Source organism: Desulfitobacterium sp. (assembly GCF_034927245.1).
Lineage (GTDB): Bacteria > Bacillota > Desulfitobacteriia > Desulfitobacteriales > Desulfitobacteriaceae > Desulfitobacterium_A.
In genome coordinates this window covers 34,316-53,752 of record NZ_JAYFQK010000049.1, presented here as the reverse complement: position 1 = coordinate 53,752, position 19,437 = coordinate 34,316, and the positions used below count along the sequence as shown (strand labels likewise).

General features: G+C 44.2%; 17 protein-coding genes and 1 other annotated feature. Of the genes, 16 read left to right on the top strand and 1 reads right to left on the bottom strand.

The annotated features are described in order from the left end of the window. Positions 1–111: 111 nt before the first annotated feature. The 9 genes from VB077_RS11940 (at position 112) to yhbY (ending at position 14,438) form a co-directional block, all read left to right on the top strand. Positions 112–8,646 (top strand): GH36-type glycosyl hydrolase domain-containing protein, encoded by an 8,535-nt coding sequence (locus VB077_RS11940; protein ID WP_323415471.1) that lies wholly within the window; start codon positions 112–114, stop codon positions 8,644–8,646. Between the two features lie 70 nt (positions 8,647–8,716). Then, positions 8,717–8,794 (top strand) — a sequence feature (ribosomal protein L21 leader region). Between the two features lie 11 nt (positions 8,795–8,805). Then, positions 8,806–9,117 carry a 50S ribosomal protein L21 gene (rplU, locus tag VB077_RS11935; protein WP_323415470.1) on the top strand — a complete coding sequence of 104 codons (312 nt, stop codon included), beginning with the start codon at positions 8,806–8,808 and terminating at the stop codon, positions 9,115–9,117. A 1-nt stretch (position 9,118) separates the two neighbouring features. Next, positions 9,119–9,475, top strand: a complete 357-nt coding sequence (locus tag VB077_RS11930) for a ribosomal-processing cysteine protease Prp (protein ID WP_323415469.1) — start codon at positions 9,119–9,121, stop codon at positions 9,473–9,475. Then, entirely contained in the window at positions 9,469–9,765 is a 297-nt protein-coding gene (gene rpmA, locus VB077_RS11925) for a 50S ribosomal protein L27 (RefSeq protein ID WP_323415468.1), read from the top strand. Before VB077_RS11930 ends, rpmA begins: the two co-directional genes overlap by 7 nt. Positions 9,766–9,845: 80 nt before the next feature. Then, on the top strand, positions 9,846–10,367 hold the full coding sequence (locus VB077_RS11920; RefSeq protein WP_323415467.1) for a Spo0B domain-containing protein: 522 nt from the start codon (positions 9,846–9,848) through the stop codon (positions 10,365–10,367). Positions 10,368–10,382: 15 nt separating this feature from the next. Further along, the gene (obgE, locus tag VB077_RS11915) at positions 10,383–11,657 is read left to right on the top strand and encodes a GTPase ObgE (protein WP_323415466.1); all 1,275 of its coding nucleotides are present in this window, start codon (positions 10,383–10,385) and stop codon (positions 11,655–11,657) included. A gap of 51 nt (positions 11,658–11,708) precedes the next feature. Continuing rightward, entirely contained in the window at positions 11,709–12,929 is a 1,221-nt protein-coding gene (locus VB077_RS11910; protein WP_323415465.1) for an efflux RND transporter periplasmic adaptor subunit, read from the top strand. Beyond that, the gene (locus VB077_RS11905; protein WP_323415464.1) at positions 12,926–14,128 is read left to right on the top strand and encodes an ABC transporter permease; all 1,203 of its coding nucleotides are present in this window, start codon (positions 12,926–12,928) and stop codon (positions 14,126–14,128) included. Before VB077_RS11910 ends, VB077_RS11905 begins: the two co-directional genes overlap by 4 nt. A 19-nt stretch (positions 14,129–14,147) precedes the next feature. Beyond that, positions 14,148–14,438 carry a ribosome assembly RNA-binding protein YhbY gene (yhbY, locus tag VB077_RS11900; protein ID WP_323415463.1) on the top strand — a complete coding sequence of 97 codons (291 nt, stop codon included), beginning with the start codon at positions 14,148–14,150 and terminating at the stop codon, positions 14,436–14,438. Positions 14,439–14,562: 124 nt separating this feature from the next. On the opposite strand, the gene VB077_RS11895 is transcribed toward yhbY, so the two are convergent. Next, the gene (locus VB077_RS11895) at positions 14,563–14,697 is read right to left on the bottom strand and encodes a cyclic lactone autoinducer peptide (RefSeq protein ID WP_323415462.1); all 135 of its coding nucleotides are present in this window, start codon (positions 14,695–14,697) and stop codon (positions 14,563–14,565) included. Between the two features lie 247 nt (positions 14,698–14,944). Between VB077_RS11895 and VB077_RS11890 the strand changes: the two genes are divergently transcribed. The 7 genes from VB077_RS11890 to yqeK all read left to right on the top strand — a co-directional run bounded on the left by VB077_RS11890 (position 14,945) and on the right by yqeK (position 19,437). Then, a complete protein-coding gene (locus tag VB077_RS11890) occupies positions 14,945–15,670 on the top strand; it encodes a LytTR family DNA-binding domain-containing protein (RefSeq protein ID WP_323415461.1) in 726 nt (241 codons plus the stop codon). Then, positions 15,671–16,126: a hypothetical protein gene (locus VB077_RS11885; protein WP_323415460.1), complete on the top strand. Its 456-nt coding sequence runs from the start codon at positions 15,671–15,673 to the stop codon at positions 16,124–16,126. It abuts the gene before it with no gap. A gap of 12 nt (positions 16,127–16,138) precedes the next feature. Next, on the top strand, positions 16,139–16,996 hold the full coding sequence (locus VB077_RS11880; protein ID WP_323415459.1) for a sensor histidine kinase: 858 nt from the start codon (positions 16,139–16,141) through the stop codon (positions 16,994–16,996). 6 nt (positions 16,997–17,002) lie between these two features. After that, positions 17,003–17,593 carry an accessory gene regulator B family protein gene (locus VB077_RS11875; protein WP_323415458.1) on the top strand — a complete coding sequence of 197 codons (591 nt, stop codon included), beginning with the start codon at positions 17,003–17,005 and terminating at the stop codon, positions 17,591–17,593. Between the two features lie 193 nt (positions 17,594–17,786). Beyond that, positions 17,787–18,422: a nicotinate-nucleotide adenylyltransferase gene (gene nadD / locus VB077_RS11870; RefSeq protein ID WP_323415457.1), complete on the top strand. Its 636-nt coding sequence runs from the start codon at positions 17,787–17,789 to the stop codon at positions 18,420–18,422. A gap of 89 nt (positions 18,423–18,511) precedes the next feature. Continuing rightward, positions 18,512–18,766: an RNA-binding protein gene (locus VB077_RS11865; RefSeq protein ID WP_323415456.1), complete on the top strand. Its 255-nt coding sequence runs from the start codon at positions 18,512–18,514 to the stop codon at positions 18,764–18,766. A gap of 110 nt (positions 18,767–18,876) precedes the next feature. Beyond that, a complete protein-coding gene (yqeK, locus tag VB077_RS11860; protein ID WP_323415512.1) occupies positions 18,877–19,437 on the top strand; it encodes a bis(5'-nucleosyl)-tetraphosphatase (symmetrical) YqeK in 561 nt (186 codons plus the stop codon).

The window sequence follows — 19,437 nt, the reverse complement described above, 5'->3', positions numbered from 1 at the left end:
AAAGACTAGAAACGCAAAAAGTAAACTATTCCGTAAAAAATGCATGAAGTTCACTCAAAAGGAGCATAATTCGTAAAGATACGAAAAATATGCAATTTATGGAGTGGACACGTGAAAGTAAAAGAACTAACCTTGAATAATTCCTTACGTGATATTACTTTAAATCGCGATGAGCTTCTTAAGCATGCAGAAGAATTAGCAAAATTACATGCTCATTTAGGTATCGGTAAAAAGAACCGTACTTTACTTCCGCGCGTTTCCAATAATGCCGGATTTTTGAGATTTGCCCATTCTGAAATTACACGTTATGCGCAAAGCACGGATGATATTTTGCCTGCAGGAGAATGGTTTTTAGATAACTATTATCTTCTGAAAGATTTAAAAGGGGAGATCTGTAAGAACTTCCCCAGGAAATACGAACAAAAACTTCCCTGTTTAGCCAGTGGGGATTTCGCCGGATATCCAAGAATCTATGTTTTAATGATCGAACTCATTGAACATAAAGACAGTGAATTCGATAGGGAAGTCATCGAAGATTTTATCAATGCTTATCAAAGTGAGGTTCCTTTATCGAGTGCGGAGATTTGGGCTATCCCGATTATGCTGCGCATTGTTCTTTTAGAGAATATACGCCGCTTAACCGAACAAATTCTCTATACGCAACAAGAACGTGATAAAGCCGAAGCTTGGCTTTATCCTTTTATAAAATCGATACGTTCAGATGAGAAATGGGCCGAGATACTCAGCAAAACGGAGATGCCGACTTATTACTCATCTGCTTTTGCGGAACGCCTTCTCAGAAGAATTCGGGATCTGGGTATGGATGTTTTGCCGGTGACTCAATCCTTGGATAAAGCCGTGAGAAAACAGGATACGACGATGGAAAAGTTGGTGGTATTAGAACATCAACGCCAAGCCATGTGTCAAGTATCCATGGGTCATTGCATTTTAAGTATCCGCTATTTGAACATGGAAAACTGGACTCAATTTTTTGAGCAAATCAGTGTTGTCCATAAGCTGCTAGAAAAGGACCCCAGTGGGATATTTTCGCAAATGGATTTCAATTCGCGTGATAATTATCGACACCACGTAGAAGAGATTGCCCGGCGTTATAGGGTTTCCGAACAGGTTGTCGTCCAGAAAATATTGGAGAACTCAGAAGAGGGAATAAAAACGGGACTTTCGGAGTCCCATGTCGGCTACTACTTGATCAGCTCCGGACGTCAGGAATTAGAAAAAGAGATGGAGAAGGATTGGGGGAAGATTCGGAAAATCCCCTGCAGTATAAGACGTTTTCTCACCCAAAAGCCGAACAGTGCCTACTTTGGGGGCATTATCGTCAGTGTCTTATTACTGGAATATCTATTCTTATTTTTCGAAAGGTTAGCGGGGATCCGCTTAAATGGGGTTATTAGCTTTCTTTTAGCGCTTATGCCCCTTTCCGGTTTAGCTATACCCTTAATCCATGGTATTTTTACCCATGTTATCCCCCCGTTTACCTTTCCCAAACTCGAATTAAAAGAAGGTATTTCTGAGGAACTGCGGACGATGGTTGTCATCCCCACTCTTTTACCGAATGTTGCGCGGGTCAAAGAAATTCTTGAACAGATGGAAGTCTATTTTCTGGCTAACCAAGAGGCCAATCTTTATTTCGCTTTGCTGGGTGACTTCACTGATGCGACAGAGGAAGGACTCCCCACTGATCAGGAAATTATCAGTGCCGGCGAAAAGGGAGTAAGCGGACTCAATGAAAAGTATGGGAAAGAAGTATTCTATTTTTTTCATCGGAAACGTTTATGGAACCCTGCGGAACGTCTTTGGATGGGGTGGGAAAGAAAACGCGGCAAATTGATCGAGTTTAATCGGCTTTTATTAGCGGAAGGCAATACGAGTTATACCGTTCAGGTTGGGGATCTCTCCTTGCTTTCCACCATGAAGTACATCATTACGTTAGATGCCGATACGCAACTGCCCAGAGATACGGCTAAAAAGTTGATTGGGACGATGGCTCACCCCTTAAATAGACCACGGTTAAACGGCGGCGGGGATCGGGTTGTCGAGGGATATGGTGTTCTGCAGCCTCGGATCGGGGTATCCGTTTTAAGTGCCAATACCTCGTTTTTTGCCAAAATCTTTTCCGGAAAAACGGGGATCGACCCCTATACCACCGCAGTCTCCGATATCTATCAGGATTTATTTGGAGAGGGGATCTTTACCGGGAAAGGAATCTATGATCTTAGGGTTTTTCATAAAGTGACCGGTCATATTTTCCCGGAAAATACAATCCTCAGCCATGACCTTATCGAAGGGCTTTATGCAAGAGCAGGTCTTGTAACCGATATTATCTTAGTGGATGGTTATCCGGCAAAATATCATGCTTATATGCGCCGACTGCATCGATGGACAAGAGGGGATTGGCAAATCATTCCCTGGTTATTTAAACCCTTACCGGCTGTTTCAAAGTGGAAGATTATCGATAACTTGCGCCGAAGTTTAGAAGCTCCTTTTCTGGTATTGCTCATTATTTTGGGTTTTGCGATCTCGGGGCATCCATGGTTTTGGGCAGGCTTAGCCGTCATTAGCTTTATCTGGCCGATGTTCATCAATTTATGGGATCGGAAAGTTCTGTCTGGGGAACTAGGGGAACGTTTAATTCAAATATTTTTTCAACTTTCGATGCTGCCTTATCAAGCTTATGTCCAAACAGATGCGATTAGCAGAAGCTTGGTCAGGCAGTTTATCACCCATAAAAGGATGCTGGAGTGGGAAACAGCGGCCGATACAGAGCGCCGGATGGATAACCGTTTCCAAACTTCTTGGAAAATGATGTGGCCGGTTATATTAATGATGATCCTGTTTACGGCCTTAATTTTCATGAGGGGAGTTGATAAAGGGGTTGAATTTTTACCCCTTGTTCTCTTATGGCTTGTTTCACCCTGGCTGGCCTATTATTTTAGCCTGCCGTTAAACGTTAAGGAACAGTCGGTAACGAAAGAGGAGCAACTGGAATTAAGAAAATGGGCCCGCAGGATTTGGACATTTTTTGAACAATTTGTATCCGACGAGGAAAATTGGCTTCCGCCGGACAATATTCAATTCGATCCACCCAATGGTATCGCCCATCGAACTTCACCGACGAATATTGGGTTAGCATTGATCGCGAACCTTGCGGCCCATGATTTCGGATATATCTCCTTGTCAGAGCTGCATAAAAGGGTTGAGGAAACACTCGACACGATCGAGAAATTAGAAAGTTGGAATGGGCATCTTTATAACTGGTATGATACTTTAACCCTTAAACCGCTGCAGCCCTTATATATTTCAACCGTGGACAGCGGCAACCTAGCCGTGTATATGCTGACTTTAAGCAACGGTCTAAAAGAGTTGCTGGATGAGCCTATTGTCGGGAGACAAATACACGGTCTCCGAGATACCTTCGTGATGCTGGATCATTCCGGGGATAAGGGAACAAATTTAGAGTTCTTTGGAAAATCTTTGAATGAACTAAGTGCCCAGTTCGATCTTAAAAACTGGTATCGGTTCTTAAAGCATTGGACACAAAATCTTCCGGAGATAAAATTGCCGGAAGAAGCGCTTTTTTGGTATAGGTCCTTAAAAAAAATGCTCCAATCATTTTTAGATGAATTATTAGAATTCTATCCTTGGTTCGGTTTAGACGATAAAGCAGATGTTGAAGCAGATGCAGAAGAAATTGAAAAATGGTTTTCCGTTTTGTTTAAGGATCAAAGCCCAAGACAGCTCGCCGCAAGTTATACTGCGCTTCTTCAAGAGAACGCATTTCCATTTAGGGAGAGCGCGGAAACGGGCTTGAATCGACTCAACCGGTTGATTAACCGCTCGGAGGACTTACAGAAAAAGCTGCGCGCTAAAGGTTTAGCTGCAGATTTTCGGCCGCTTTTTGATGAGGAAATGCAGCTTTTTTCGATCGGGTATCGTGTTGCGGACAGGGCTTTAGATACATCGTATTATGACCTTCTGGCGTCTGAGGCGCGTCAAGCCAGTTTTTTGGCGATTGCTAAAGGGGATGTACCCCAAAATCATTGGTTTAGACTGGGACGCTCCCTGACAGAGGTTTATGGCCAAAGAAGTCTTGTCTCTTGGAGTGGAACGATGTTTGAATTTTTAATGCCGCTCCTTGTGATGCGCAATTTCCCTTCAACTTTATTCGATGAAACGTATCAGTCGGTGCTGAAAATACAAAAACGCTATGGCAAAGAAAGAAAAGTCCCCTGGGGCATTTCTGAATCCGGTTTTTCTGTCTTTGATGCCCAATTCAATTATCAATATAAGGCTTTCGGGGTACCCGGTTTAGGTTTAAAACGGGGACTTGCCCAAGAGTTGGTTATCTCACCCTACTCAAGCTTTCTGGCCTTGATGGTTTCGCCTCGAGAAGGATTAAAAAATATTCAGGAATTAGAGGGTAACGGATTGACGGGCCGTTACGGTTTATTTGAGGCCATCGACTATACGCGGGAACGGGTTCCTTTGAAAAGGAATTACCGGGTTGTCAAGAGTTATATGGCCCATCACCAGGGCATGAGTTTGCTGGCCCTGACGAATGTTGTCTTTGATCATACATTCCAGAGACGTTTTCATCTTGATCCCTTGATTCAAGCGACAGAACTCCTTTTGCAGGAAAGAGTTCCGGTTCGGAATCCCATGATACCGCCCCCGGAAGAACAACCGGCCAAAGCGGAAGAAAAGGATTCAATTTTCGAAGAGGAGAGACATGTTGTCATACCTAAGGCGGATACGGTTGTTCCGATCACTCATTTTGTGGCCAATGTGAATTATACGGTGATGTTGACCAATTCCGGTTCCGGCTATAGTCGGGTTGGCAATATATTGATCTCGCGCTGGCGCGAAGATGTGACTCGGGATCCTTGGGGGATGTATTTTTATATTCAAAACTTAAATTCGGGTGAGTTTTGGTCGGTAACGCATCAACCCTGCGGAAGTTCAGGGGAAGATTATCGTGTTTGCTATGCGCCCGATAAAATCGAGTTTCATCGTAAGGACGGGAATATCGGAACGTGTACGGAAATCATTGTATCCCCGGAGGATCAGGTGGAGATCCGGCGCATTTCTATAACGAATTATAGTGAATACAGACGTGTGTTGGAAATTACGAGCTATTTTGAAGTCGTTTTAGCCGGAGCCAATGAGGATTTGGCTCATCCGGCCTTCGGCAAGTTATTTGTGGAAACAGAGGTTTATAATCATGCCTTGTTTGCTTCACGGCGCCCCCGGAGCGAAAAACAAGAGCGGTTATGGTTAATGCATAGTGTGGCGACAGATGGAGAGGTCGTTGGGAATTTTCAGTATGAAACCGACCGGGCCCGGTTCATCGGACGAGGGAAAAGCTTAGCGAATCCGGAGGCTTTGAAGCCTAACCAACCGTTATCTAATTCAGTGGGGGCTGTCATCGATCCGATTATGAGCTTACGTCAACGCCTGAGCATACCTCCCGGACAGACGGTTCGTGTATCCTTTTCGACAGGAGTGGGTAAAAAACGAGGGGATGTCGTTCGTCTTGCGGAGAAGTACCGTGAACAAGCGGTTGTAAACCGTGCTTTTGAACTGGCCTTGACCCAGAGTCAGATGGAATTAAAGCATTTGGGCTTAACTCCGATTCAAGCAAATGAGGCCTTAAGTGTCGGAGGACAGCTGCTGTATCTAAATCCCACGCGGCGGAAATATGCGGATATACTCAAGCGTAATCGCAAGGGACAATCATCCCTATGGCCTTATGCGATTTCCGGGGATCTGCCGATCGCTCTCGTTCGTGTGAAAAAAGGGGATGATATAGACCTTGTTCGTCAATTGCTTAAAGTTCATGAATTTTGGCGGTTAAAAGGACTCGCCGTTGATCTGGTCATTTTGAATGAAGACGATAGCAGTTATTTACAGACCTTTCATGAACAGCTGCGCGATTTAATCTCGGTCGGGTATACGAGCGAACGGGTTAATCAATCCGGCGGAATATTTTTGCTGCAAAAGGCTCATCTATCCGCGGAAGAAACGGATCTTATTTTCACGGTGGCCCGAATTGTGTTTACAGGAGGGGAAGGCTCCGCTACCGCCCAAATTAGGAAAAAAGGCAAACTTGCTTTAGAAGACGATCATTTAACCCTACCGAAGAAAAGAATACGTAAGAAGAATGACGGCTTTAGGGCAGTAAACGATGAGGAGCGGGTTAAAAGACACTCAAAAATCAAAGGTCAACTCGTTTATGATAATGGCTATGGAGGATTCAGCAACGACGGCAAAGAGTATATCATTCATTTAGAGGATGAAATAATGACACCCTTACCCTGGATCAATGTCATAGCTAATCCTCAGTTCGGTTTTCAAGTATCGGAATCAGGAGCCGGCTTTACCTGGGCAAAAAATAGCCGGGAAAACAAGCTGACGCCTTGGTCCAATGATCCGATTCTCGATTCTCCGGGGGAAGTACTCTATATTCAAGACCAAGAAAACGGGACATTTTGGTCCCCCACACCGACACCGGTGCGCAGTAAGGAACCGTACACTGTTCGCCATGGGCAGGGTTATAGCATCTTCGAACACTCCTGCCACGGTATTCAACAAGAACTTCGTCTCTATGCCGCTCCGGATAAGCCTCTGAAAATCGTCTGTTTAAAACTGCGAAATGACTCGGGCAGCGGGCGCCGGCTCTCCATCATCTATTATTTGGAATGGGTCTTAGGGGTGGCTCGTGAACTGACGTCGCCCTATATCATTACCGATTTTGATGAAGAGAGAAAAGTATTGTTAGCACGCAATACTTATCAGGAAGAGTTCGCGGATCGAGTCGGTTTTCTTTGCGGCTTGGGTGGCGAAGTCATCGCCTATACCGGAGATCGTACGGAATTTATCGGCCGAAACGGGAGTCTGAGTGAGCCGCAAGCGATGGATTGTGAGCACTTGTCACATTCAGTCGGTGCCGGCTATGATCCTTGTGGAGCGCTTCAATTGCAGCTGACCCTTTTGCCGGGAGAAGAGAAAATGATTGCTTTTCTCTTGGGCGAGGAAGAAAATCAAGAAAGTGTTATTAAACTCTTAGACGAATACGGAAATATAAAGCGCCTTGAGCAAAAATTAGAGGAAGTAAAAACGTTTTGGAATTCGATCCTCGATGTCGTTAAAATTGAAACCCCGGATAAGTCGATGGACCTTTTATTGAACCGATGGCTGCTTTATCAAACGATGGTATGCCGTCTATGGGCCAGATCGGCCCTTTATCAGTCGGGAGGCGCGATTGGTTTCAGGGATCAACTTCAAGATGTGATGGCCATGGTTATTGCTGACCCGGCGTATACAAGAGAGCAAATTAAATTGCACTGTGCGCATCAGTTTTTAGAAGGGGATGTTCAACACTGGTGGCATGCGGAAAAAAGCAAAGGGATTCGGACCAAGTTCTCTGACGATTTACTGTGGCTGCCCTTTGTCTTAACAGATTATCTTGAACATACCCAAGATGATTCGATCCTTGATGAACAAATCGGCTACTTGGAAGATAGACCTTTGGGCGAAGAAGAGGATGAACGTTATTCCATCCCTCGGTTCTCCAATATTAAGGAATCGGTTTATGAGCATTGCCTGAGAGCGATTGAGCGAAGCTTGCGTTTTGGGGAGCATGGGCTGCCCTTAATCGGCAGCGGGGATTGGAATGATGGCTTTAGTCAAATCGGCGTTAAGGGGAAAGGAGAAAGTGTTTGGTTAGGCTGGTTTCTTTTCTCCATATTAAGGCGTTTTGCCGATGTCTGTGAGCGTCGCCATGATGAAGAAATTGCCCGTAAATATCGTGAGACCGCGCTGCAGCTTCAAGAAAACATGGAACGCCATGGCTGGGATGGGGGATGGTATCGTCGAGCATTTTTTGACGATGGAACACCCTTAGGTTCCGCCCAAAATGAAGAATGCCAGATTGACGCCATTGCCCAATCCTGGGCCGTACTTTCCGACGGAGCAAGGCCAAGCCGGGCGAGCGATGCGATGCTGGCTTTAGAACATTATCTATGGAAAAAAGAAGAAGGAATCCTTGCTTTATTAAGCCCTCCGTTTAATCGCTCAAAATTGGAACCGGGATATATTAAAGGCTATGTACCGGGGGTCAGGGAAAACGGAGGACAATATACGCATGCTGCTATTTGGAGCATTTTGGCCTTTGCCAAGTTAGGTGATGGGAATAAGGCTTTCGAATTATTTAAAATGCTCAACCCCATTAATCATGCGCGAACAGAGGGCGAAATCTTGCGTTATAAGACAGAACCTTACGTTATGGCAGCCGATGTGTATGCTGTTTCCCCGCACATGGGCAGAGGGGGATGGACATGGTATACCGGAGCCGCAGGCTGGATGTATCAAGCAGGTTTGGAAGGAATACTCGGATTTCGGCTGCAGGGAGATTTATTAACACTCTGTCCATGTATTCCCAGAGATTGGCCGGGGTATAAGATTCAGTACCGTTATAAATCGTCCGCCTATACGATTCAAGTCGAGAATTTAAGAGGTAAAATGTCCGGAATAGACATGATTCTCTATGATGGGAAATGCTATCCGGAATTTCCGGTAAGATTGATGGACGATGGGAAAACCCACATCATTCAAGTTTCTATGTAATTCGGATAAAGGGCATTTTAGAAATTGACAATTCATAGGGAAAGATGCTAAAATAACTAAATGTGGTGGCTTCTCACCGCAACCGCACGAATCAGGCATTGAACAAGTTTGAAAAAACTGGCCTGCACTGGCGAGTCTAGGCATTGGGAGGTGTAATGAATGTACGCAGTGATTGAAACAGGCGGCAAGCAATTCCGGGCTGAAGAAGGCAATACGCTTTACGTGGAAAAGCTGAACGCGAATGTTGGAGACACAGTAACGATCGACCAAGTTCTTTTAGTGGAAAAGGACGGCGCCGTTAAAGTGGGAACTCCGGTTGTTGATGGTGCCAAAGTTGTGCTTAAGGTGGTTGAACATGGCAAAGGAGAGAAGATTATTGTCTTCAAGTACAAAGCCAAAAAGAACTACCGCCGCAAACAAGGACATCGCCAACCCTACACAAAAGTTCTCGTCGAAGCCATCCAAGCTTAAGATGAAACAAGAAATTCATTTAATGCTTTGGTTGGATGAAGACCGGAGAATTCGGAAATTTGAACTCAGCGGGCATGCAGGATATGCGGAGTATGGACAAGATATTGTCTGTGCTGCTGTTTCTGCACTGAGTATTTCAGCGGTTAACGGTTTGGAGCACTTTCTGCCCGAGCCGCCGAAGGTCGAAGTCAGGGATTCGGACGGTTATCTAACCTGCTCTCTCCCTAAATTAGATACTCAAACCCTGGAACAGGCTCAATGGATACTGAAAACAATGGCTTTAGGGATTGAGGAAATCCAGCAAAGCTATGGTCAGGAATATGTTAAAATCACTCAGAGGAGGTGGACTCCATGTTAAAAATGAACCTGCAACTGTTCGCCCATAAAAAAGGGGTAGGTAGTTCCCGAAATGGTCGTGACAGTGCGGCGCAACGTTTAGGTGTAAAACGCGGAGACGGTCAATTCGTACTCGCAGGCAACATCATCGTTCGTCAACGCGGAACGAAATTCCATCCTGGTAAAAACTGCGGTCTGGGCAAGGATGATACCCTCTTTGCTACGATTGATGGCTATGTAAAATTTGAGCGCAAGGATCGCAAACGTAAACAAGTTAGCATTTATCCTGAGCGCCAGGTTGCTCAAGCTTAATTGACAACAGGTGATAAAAGCCCCTGGGGAATACCCAGGGGCTTTTATGCTACGTGCGCCGGTTAATGGAGGATATAATTATGCATGATGATGAGAGCCTAGATCACATTCTTTTAAAAGAGCAGCTGGAATATTATCGTTTGCTGCGTCATGATTTTCTGAATCACAATCAGGTGGTTATGGGCTATCTGCAGCTGGGAAAAGCGGATAAGGCGCTTAAGTACCTGCGGGTGATGGTTGGCGATTTTGAAGCAGAGCAAATTGCGGCACAAATTCCTCAGGAAACAATAAGTGCGATTATCTTAGGATTGATTGTTTCCTTGCGCAAGGAACAATTCCCGGTCGAATTCTATTTGGATGAGCAGATGAAAACAACTCAGTATTGGGAAGAATTTTGGCGGGAGGAATACGGACAAGCCCTATACGGGTACACTAAAGAGTGTATTCGGAAGCTCTGCGGTGAGTATTGTAATGAGGGCCCTGAACGTTCGGATGTTTTTCTTTACCTGGACGGTGATAAAGGAGTGTTTTGTTATTTAAAAGTCATGCAGGGGGAACAGACGGTTTGGGAAAACCGGCTGGCGCTATGGAAGACGGAATAAAAGGGGATTCGTGGTATGTTTTACGACCAAGCCAAAATTTATGTCAAGGGTGGAGACGGCGGTGCGGGGGCAGTAGCCTTTCGCCGGGAAAAATATGTCCCTGAAGGCGGACCGGCCGGCGGCGATGGGGGCCGGGGCGGAAACGTTATTTTTGTCGCGGATGAAGGACTCAGGACACTCGCCGATTTTCGTTATAAACGTCATTATAAAGCTGACCGAGGAGAGCACGGACAGGGGAAGAATATGCATGGCAAGGGTGCCGAGGATCTTGTTGTGCGCATCCCGGCAGGGACTCTGATCAAGGATCAGGATACGGGAGAGGTTCTTGCAGACTTAACGGAGCACGGTCAGACTGTGGTTGTTGCCAAAGGGGGCCGCGGCGGCCGGGGAAATGCACGCTTCATGAGCAATACCAATAAAGCACCGACATTAGCGGAAAACGGTGAACCGGGTCAAGAACGTTATCTGACTTTAGAGCTGAAGCTTTTGGCCGATGTCGGTCTTGTCGGCTTTCCTAATGTTGGGAAGTCAACCCTTATTTCTCGGGTGTCAGCGGCTAAACCGAAGATTGCCGATTACCATTTTACGACACTGGTGCCTAATCTGGGTGTAGTCGAGCTGGAGGACGGGAATAGCTTTGTTATGGCCGATATCCCGGGGCTGATTGAAGGGGCTCATTCGGGAGCGGGATTAGGTCATGAATATTTACGGCATACGGAGAGGACCCGTTTAATTCTCCATGTCTTGGATATTGCCGGATCGGAAGAACGCGATCCTCTCGAAGATTTTCAAATTATTCAGGAAGAGCTGCGTCAATACTCCCCAGAATTGGCTGAACGTCCGATGTTTGTTGTTGCCAATAAGATGGACATTCCGGGTGCTGAGGAAAATCTAAAACGTCTGCGGGATGAATTGGGAAGTGAAACGGAGATTTTTCCCGTTTCGGCGGCAACGGGTGAGGGACTCAAGCCGTTAGTCTATCGCATCGCCCAAGTATTGCCGGAAATTCCGGCACCGGAGATTTTTATCCGCCGGGATGAACAGCATAAGGTAACCCATGTTGAGCCTGTAGAACGTTTTGCGATTAGCAAAGAAGACGGCGTATTCGTTGTTAGCGGCAAAGAAATTGAAAAGCATGTTAAAATGACTTTATTTGAAAGTGATGAAGGAGTTTACCGTTTTCAGGCGATCTTAAAAACCATGGGTGTGGACGATGCCCTCCGAGCGGAGGGGATTAAAGAAGGGGACAAAGTTAAAATCGCTGAAATGGAGTTTGAGTGGGAGAATTAGAAAAGAGATTTCAAGTTAAATTAGCATAGCGGGTCTAAGGAGGGCACTGGTTTGAGTCGCAAAAAATGGGTCTGGAGTATCGTAGGTTTGGCGATTGTGCTGGGAGTCAGTCTAAGCGCTTGGTGGTTCGGACGAACACCCGGGGGAGTGAAAGTTAAAACCGCGGCGATCGAAAATACCTCAATTCAGCAGGAGGTGTATGCCTCCGGTACGGTTAGCCCTGTTTTGCAGCAGCAGATCACGGTGATGACTCCCGGCAAGGTTAGTAAGGTTTATGTTAACACAGGGGACAAGGTGAAAGTCGGACAATTATTAGTGCAAATGGATACCGCCCTTGCCGATGCCCAAGTGGCTCAAGCCAAAGCCGGGGTCAAGACGGCGGAAGCCAATCTTAGCAGTGCCCAAAAGACCTTAGAATCCTTAAAGAGCGCACAGGCTGTGTCCGGAGCAGCCCAGGCGTCTTTAGCTCAAATGCCAGCTCAACAGGAACCGTCTTCGGTTCCGACATTCGAGATTCCGGTAAACGCATCGGTAAGTCAATCCGAGAATACAAATAAGCTTGGTTCAGACCCTGCGGCTCAGCAAGCCGAGGCCGCCGTTTCTCAGGCTCAAGCCATGCTGCAGCAGGCCCAAGAGGGACTTAAGGTTGCTGAAGCAGCGCGGACTCAAAATGTTTATAAAGCAAGTATTGCGGGAACAGTTCTCGAATTGAACGCCCAAGAGGGAAACATGGCCTCAGTCCAATCCCCCCTGATGGTTATCGGTGATTTAAGTAAACTGCAAGTGCTGTCACAATTAAACGAGGTTGATGCCGGTAAGGTTAAGCTCGGACAAAAGGTGAGTGTCACAAGCAAAGTTCTCAGTGCACCTCTTGCGGGAGCAGTTTCCGAAATTGCCCCTCAAGCGGTGAGCAAGACCAGCCTTCAAGCGGGGAATACCCCGCCCTCAGTGGCGGTCAAAATTGATCTTAACAATGTTCCTGCCGAATTAAAACCCGGCTTTACCGTTGATTTGAATATTGCAACCGCTTCGAAAGAAAACATTTTGGCGATTCCGCAAGAAGCCCTCTTCCAAGAGGGAGGGAAGAGTTTTGTTTTCCGTATCGTGAACAACATTTTGGCAAAAACGCAAGTGAGCCTTGGAATTGCTAATGATACCTTGCAAGAGGTTACTTCAGGTCTGAAGGCGGGCGATTTGGTGGTGCTTAATCCGACAGCCGAGCTGGCGAACGGGTTACCCGTTACCGTGGATACGGGAAGTGGAACGCCATGAATTTTTTCGAAAGCTTTCGCGGCGCTTTGATCAGTTTAAAAGCCAACAAACTTCGGGCAGGTCTTACCATGCTTGGAATTATCATTGGGATTGCCGCAGTCATTACCGTTGTCACGATTGGGATGGGCGGCAAGGCAGCTGTGATGCAGGAACTGGAGAAGACCGGCGTCAATCTGTTTATTATTTATCCCAAGTCGAGTAAACAAAGCAATACATCAGAAGCCGCGAAACTGACGCAGCAAGATGCGGAAAGCTTGAAACGCGCTTTGCCGCAAGTGAAGAGTCTCATTCCCGCAAGTTCTGAATATGGAGCTTTGGAAGTCAATCAAAAAAGTACATCTGCCATTGTTGTGGGAACAACCCCTGAATTCGCTGAGGTCAGGCGCCGGGAAATTGCGATAGGCCGCTTTTTTACAGAGGATGAGATGGCGTCTAATCAACGTGTCGTTGTGATTGATCCCGAAATGGCCAATACCCTTTTTGGTGCCGGAAATCCACTCGGCCAACAGGCCATGATCAATCATGTTCCGTGTCGTGTGATTGGGGTTTTAGCAAAAGATGAATCCACGATGGCCCAGTTTGCACCTATGGAACAGCAGAGCTCTTTTGCTTATATGCCTTGGGGGACCTGGTCTGATATATTTGGAACAAGGCGAGTCGATCAATTTGAGGGGATAACCTATAATAAAGGGGATTTGGAAGGGACAACCCTCTCTGCCCAACGAATTTTAAATCAACGTCACGGGACTACGGATCAATATGAGGTTTTTAATGTCCAGCAGCTGGTCAATGCGGCTGATAAGATTACGAAGATTTTAACCAGTATTATCAGTTTGGTTGCCGGAATTTCTCTTTTAGTGGGGGGAATCGGCATTATGAATATTATGCTGGTGTCCGTGACTGAGCGTACTCGGGAAATAGGCCTGCGTAAGGCGGTTGGAGCCAAGGAACGGGATATCCTGAAACAATTTTTAATCGAAGCCTCCGTTATTTCCTTGATCGGCGGACTTGTAGGGATTGCTTTAGGCTCGATATGCGCTCTTCTGATTGCCAATCTTCTGAAATGGCCGCCTTTATTATCGATACAATCCATTATTACGGCTGTCACGTTTTCAATCGCCGTGGGTATTTTCTTTGGCTTTTATCCGGCTCAAAAAGCGGCAAAACTCGAACCGATGGATGCACTCCGGTATGAATAGAAAGTGAGGAGAGATTTTTGTGTTAACAGGTAAACAAAAACGTTTTCTTCGGGCTATGGGCAATGAAATGGATCCGATTCTTCAAGTGGGCAAAGAGGGAGTCACGGAAGCGGTCGTATCTTCGACAAATGAGGCTTTAGAGGCACGGGAGCTTATTAAAGGCCGCGTCTTGCCAAATAGCCTGGAAGAACCGAAAGCTGCCGCCGAAGATTTAGCCGGCCGCGCGGGAGCGGAATTGGTCCAAGTCATCGGACGGAATTTCTTGCTGTATAAGGAGTCTAAAAATAATCCAACTATCATTTTGCCATAATAAGACCTGCAATAGTCCATTATGTGCACATAAAAATGAAACAAAGAAGTACAGGATATTGGGTTCCTGTACTTCTTTGTTTCATTTTTGTAAAATGTTGTTGCTTATGGTTCTATATTTGCGTTTACTTTTGCAGCTTTTTTAATTCCTCCGGCAATTCCGGCTGATAAAACCATCCTATACATGCCGGGGTTACGATGGAGATTGCTCCAACCATGGCGAGAGCAGTGGCAGCGAATGTCATTAATTTTTTCAACATAATCAACTTCCTTTCTTTTCTTGTGATTGTGTCGATCCTTCTTTTATCTTACTACATTATTAACCTAAAGAGGCAAGAAAGGGAATGAAAGTACCATTTTGAGGAATGAAATTACATAAAATGATCCGTTTCGGTGATTCATGGAAATTTTTATTAAAAAATGTTATAGTAAGAAATAATTAAGATATTTTTGCACTTTATTTTCTATTGATTCTTGAAATTTCTAAGGGAGAAGAAGGTGCATAATTTGTTCGTTGCCATAGTGGAGGACGATCCTTTCTTTAGAAAAGAATTAGTAAGGCAAATCTCCGCTTTTCCGGGTATCGAAATTATGGGTTCCTTTGAGAAAGGTGAGGATTTTTTGCACCTCGTTTACAGGATTGAGCCGGATATTCTTTTTTTAGATGTCGGACTGCCGGGTATTTCCGGAATTCAAGTTGCCAAAAGGATTCGTGAGGATTTTCCTTATATGGATATAATATTTATCACGGCAGACGAGAATTACTTAAGAGATGCCTTTGAAGTTTATGCTTCAGATTATATAAGCAAGCCTCTTAATACTGATCGAGTATATAAAACGATAAAACGAATTGAAGACAAATTGCATTCTGCTAAATCAAAAATTACAATCAAATGTAAAGATTCAATTAGGATTATTAAGCAGGAAGATATTTTCACGGTTGAAGCTTTGGCCAAAAAAACATGGGTTAACTGTGTAAATGATTCTTTTATCTGCCAAGATTCTCTTAAAAAGATGGAAAATCGGTTGGATCAAAAATTGTTTTTTAGGTCTAGTCGGTCCCATATTGTTAATTTAAGTTTAGTCGAATCGATTAAACCTTCGACACGCACATTGTATGAAATATCATTTAAGGGAAAGGAGTATTACGCCTATTTGCAAAAAGAAATCTACCCTGAATTTAGACAGAGACTTAAGAGTATATGTGGTTCCTATAATGAGAAGGGGTGGTAAATGATCATCAGTATTTTTTTATTTTCAATCCCCGAGGCCCTTACTCTTTTTTATTTAGCGTATAGTCTTTTAGGAAAAAAAGCCCCGATGAAGCGCTTAGTGGTTATGAGCGTTATTTTTGGAGTAACAATTTATTTGAACCGGCAAAGCAATGATAACTATATCTTGAGTGTTATTTTTTCTTGTGTATTAAGTATCTTATTACTAAAGATAGTAGGATCTTTAGAGATTTACGAAGCAATAACTTCCGGAGTTATGTCGCTTTCCGTGTATTTAGCCATTGAATTCATCAATGTTATAACACTCCAGACTATAATGGGTATTGATCCGACTACGATGGAGACGGATTTGACAAGACGATTCCTCTGGTTTTTACCTCAGATTATAGCCACGTTAGCTTTATCTAATCTTATACGCTATTTTATTAATCATTATGGTAATCGTAAATGTATGTAAAGGAAATTGATGATGAATATTTATAAGACTGCCGTTGCTTTCTTTGCCGTTCAATCAATATTGATTGTCATATTGTTAAACAATAACTATATGAAAGATTTTTTGTATCTTCAGTCCATGGGATCGACGATGGAGTTAGTTTTAGGTATATTGATTGTTTTACTCAATCTGGTCGCAATTATCGTTATGAGAATCCTTTATCTCAGTGGATTAGAAGCAGAACAATTAAAAACAACAGCCTTAAAATATAATCATTTGGTTGAGCAGAATCAGATTTATCGCCAACACCATCATGATTTAAAGAATCATCTGACGGTGGTTCTTGGCTTGTTACAACTCGGTAAATATACAGAGCTTAAAGAGTATCTTGTGTCCTATCTTCGTACGGTCAATGATACGATGCTTAAAATAGAAACAGGGATGGATGAAATTGATGTTTTGCTCTCCGCAAAAGTCAATGAAGCCAAAAGAAAAGATACGCAAGTGGATTTAATCATCGGAAATTATATTAAAAGCAGCAGAAAGAACATCTTAGATTTGGTAGAGATTTTGGGCAATATTATCAACAATGCGCTTGAAGCGGTTCAAGAGCTTGATCCTGATGAGAGAATAATCAAGCTTACTTTTCAAAAAGATCCTCTGGACTATATTTTTGAATGTACGAATGCTTTACCCAAAAGCAGTCCAAATTCCCCCGAACTTTTTCTTCGGGAGGGTTTTAGTACGAAACAAGGGGAAGGAAGGGGCAATGGCCTTTTTATTGTCAAAAGGTTGAGCGAGCGCCTAGGGGGCAGTGTAACAATAGATACGTCTGAAGGACAATTTAGGATTAAGGTTGAGATTCCCAGACACAAATTGGAGGAGGGTTGATCGCTTTTGTTTGATCTGGAAAGTGTATCCCATCGGATGACCAATCGCTTATTAAAAGAGGTTGAGATGGACCCGATTCAAAAGGCAAAGGCAGAATATGGCTTATCTTTGGTGCTTGGGGTGGCTAGTGAACTGATCCTGACCGTTGGCGCAGCCTTCTTTCTGGGGACGGCTTTATACACTTTTATGATTATGATCTCGGCTTTAGCGTTAAGGATATTTTCCGGCGGGGCCCATTGTTCCAGTTTCCGAAGGTGCTTCGTTTTTACCTTAGTGGTTTTCATTGCGGCTTCATTGCTGATCAAAGCAATGGTTTTGAGCATGGAATTTAACAGTATTATAGGAATTTCACTCTTACTGGCCGGAGTATCCTTATTCTTGATGTGGAGGCCAAAGCGTTCGGCGATAACGGTATGGGTAGTTTTTGGTCTTGCCTTACCCATCATTGGGTTGCTGACTCCAACTTATGCGAGCGGGCTAGAGATTTTAGCGCTTTCAAGTACGGTCGGAATAACGATTCAGGCCTTTATGGGAAATGCGTATGGCGAAAAATTCGTTCTGCTCAGCGACAATTTGATGAAACAGCTGAGGATTTAAAGAGAATTGTATATATAGAATATTTAGTTAAGATATGCTAATATTAATTCAATCAAAGCTTGATTAAGGTTGCTGACGGAATAAGCGGAATCGGCAAGATAAGAGAAGTAAGAAAGGTTAGATAAGTAACATAAGTAAGATATGTAAGATATGTAATATAAATAAGATAAGTAACAGTGTAAAGAGGAATATGATGAATAAAACCCATCAGAAACCGTTAAGTCGTAAACGACTGGGAATAATGGGAGGTACATTCGACCCGATTCATTATGGGCATCTTGTTGCCGCGGAAATGGCCCGGAATGAATTCGCGCTTGAACGTGTTATCTTTATTCCAACAGGGATTCCGCCGCATAAGAGGGGGCGAAAAATTACTTGTTCCGAATATCGCTACGCTATGGTATCTTTAGCAATCGCCGATAACGAGCTGTTTGATATTTCTCGCATTGAGCTTGACCGAATGGGACTTACCTATACGGTGGATACACTTCGCTTGATGCAGGAACAATATTCAGACTTTGAGCTGTATTTTATAACGGGAGCGGATGCTTTCCGAGAGATTTTTACGTGGCATAATCCTAATGAGGTTTTAGCTTTAACCCAATTTATCGGGGCCTCGCGACCGGGGTTTGATGCCGATACCTTTTTAAAGCGAATCCAACAAGAGTATCCGGAGTTTTACGCAAGAATGCATTCCTTAGAAGTGCCGGCACTTGCTATTTCTTCGACAGATATTCGGGCAAGGGTTAAAAAGGGACAGTCGATTCGTTACCTTTTACCGGAGCCGGTACGTTTGTATATTAAGGAGAAGGGTTTATACCGTGATTAACCCCAAGGTTTGAGATGAAAACGCTTGCATAGTTCATCAGGTTTTGCCAATACTAAAAACGAATTCAGAAATAAGAGGTGACAGTACACATGTCTAAGACACTATATGTAGGAAATCTACCATGGAACACAACTACAGAAGATCTCTCCAACTTTTTCACGCAATATGGTGAGGTTGTTAGCAGCCGGATCATCACTGACCGGGAAACAGGGCGTTCGAGAGGATTTGGGTTTGTCGAAGTCGGCGATGATGATGCGGAACGTATGGCCCAGGATCTAAACGGCAAGGATTTTGGAGGACGTCCTCTCACTGTAAATGAGGCAAAGCCCAAGCAACAGTATTAAACTAAGGTTTCTAACGAGAAGACCCTTTCCGAATGACAAGTGAGAAGGGTCTTCTCGCTATTATAGATTCACTTTGTATTTTGATATTTTTGAAAGGGATTTGGAAAAAATTGAATGTCAGCGAAGCACGATCTTTAGCCCAAAAATCAATGTCACAAAAACGTTTTAAGCATACCGAAGGTGTAGCCGAAATGGCACGTAAGCTGGCTATGTTGAATGCCATGGAACTGGAAGAACCCTTGATTGCTGCTTATCTGCATGATTTGGCAAAGGAAGTTCCTCTCAAGCGGCAAGTCGAGCTTGCCCAAAACTGGGGACTCATAAAATATTCGGAAGATGAATCAGCGCCTTATGTCCTGCATGGTCCGATTGCGGCTTACTGGCTGGAAAAGGAAAAGAAGATAAGTCCGGAAATCTGCGCGGCCATAGCTCATCATACGTTAGGAACTCCCGGTATGTCGAGATTGGAAATGCTGATTTATAGCGCCGATTTGGTTGAACCCGGCCGTGATTTTCCGAAAGTGGACAAATTGCGTCAATCCTTGTATGATGATTTAGAAAAGGGAACTTTGGCTTGTATGGAACATACCATAGAATACCTTCAACAGAAAAAGCTGATTATACATCCGCTTACTTTAAAAGCCTACGAGGATTTGAAAAGGAGGATTTAA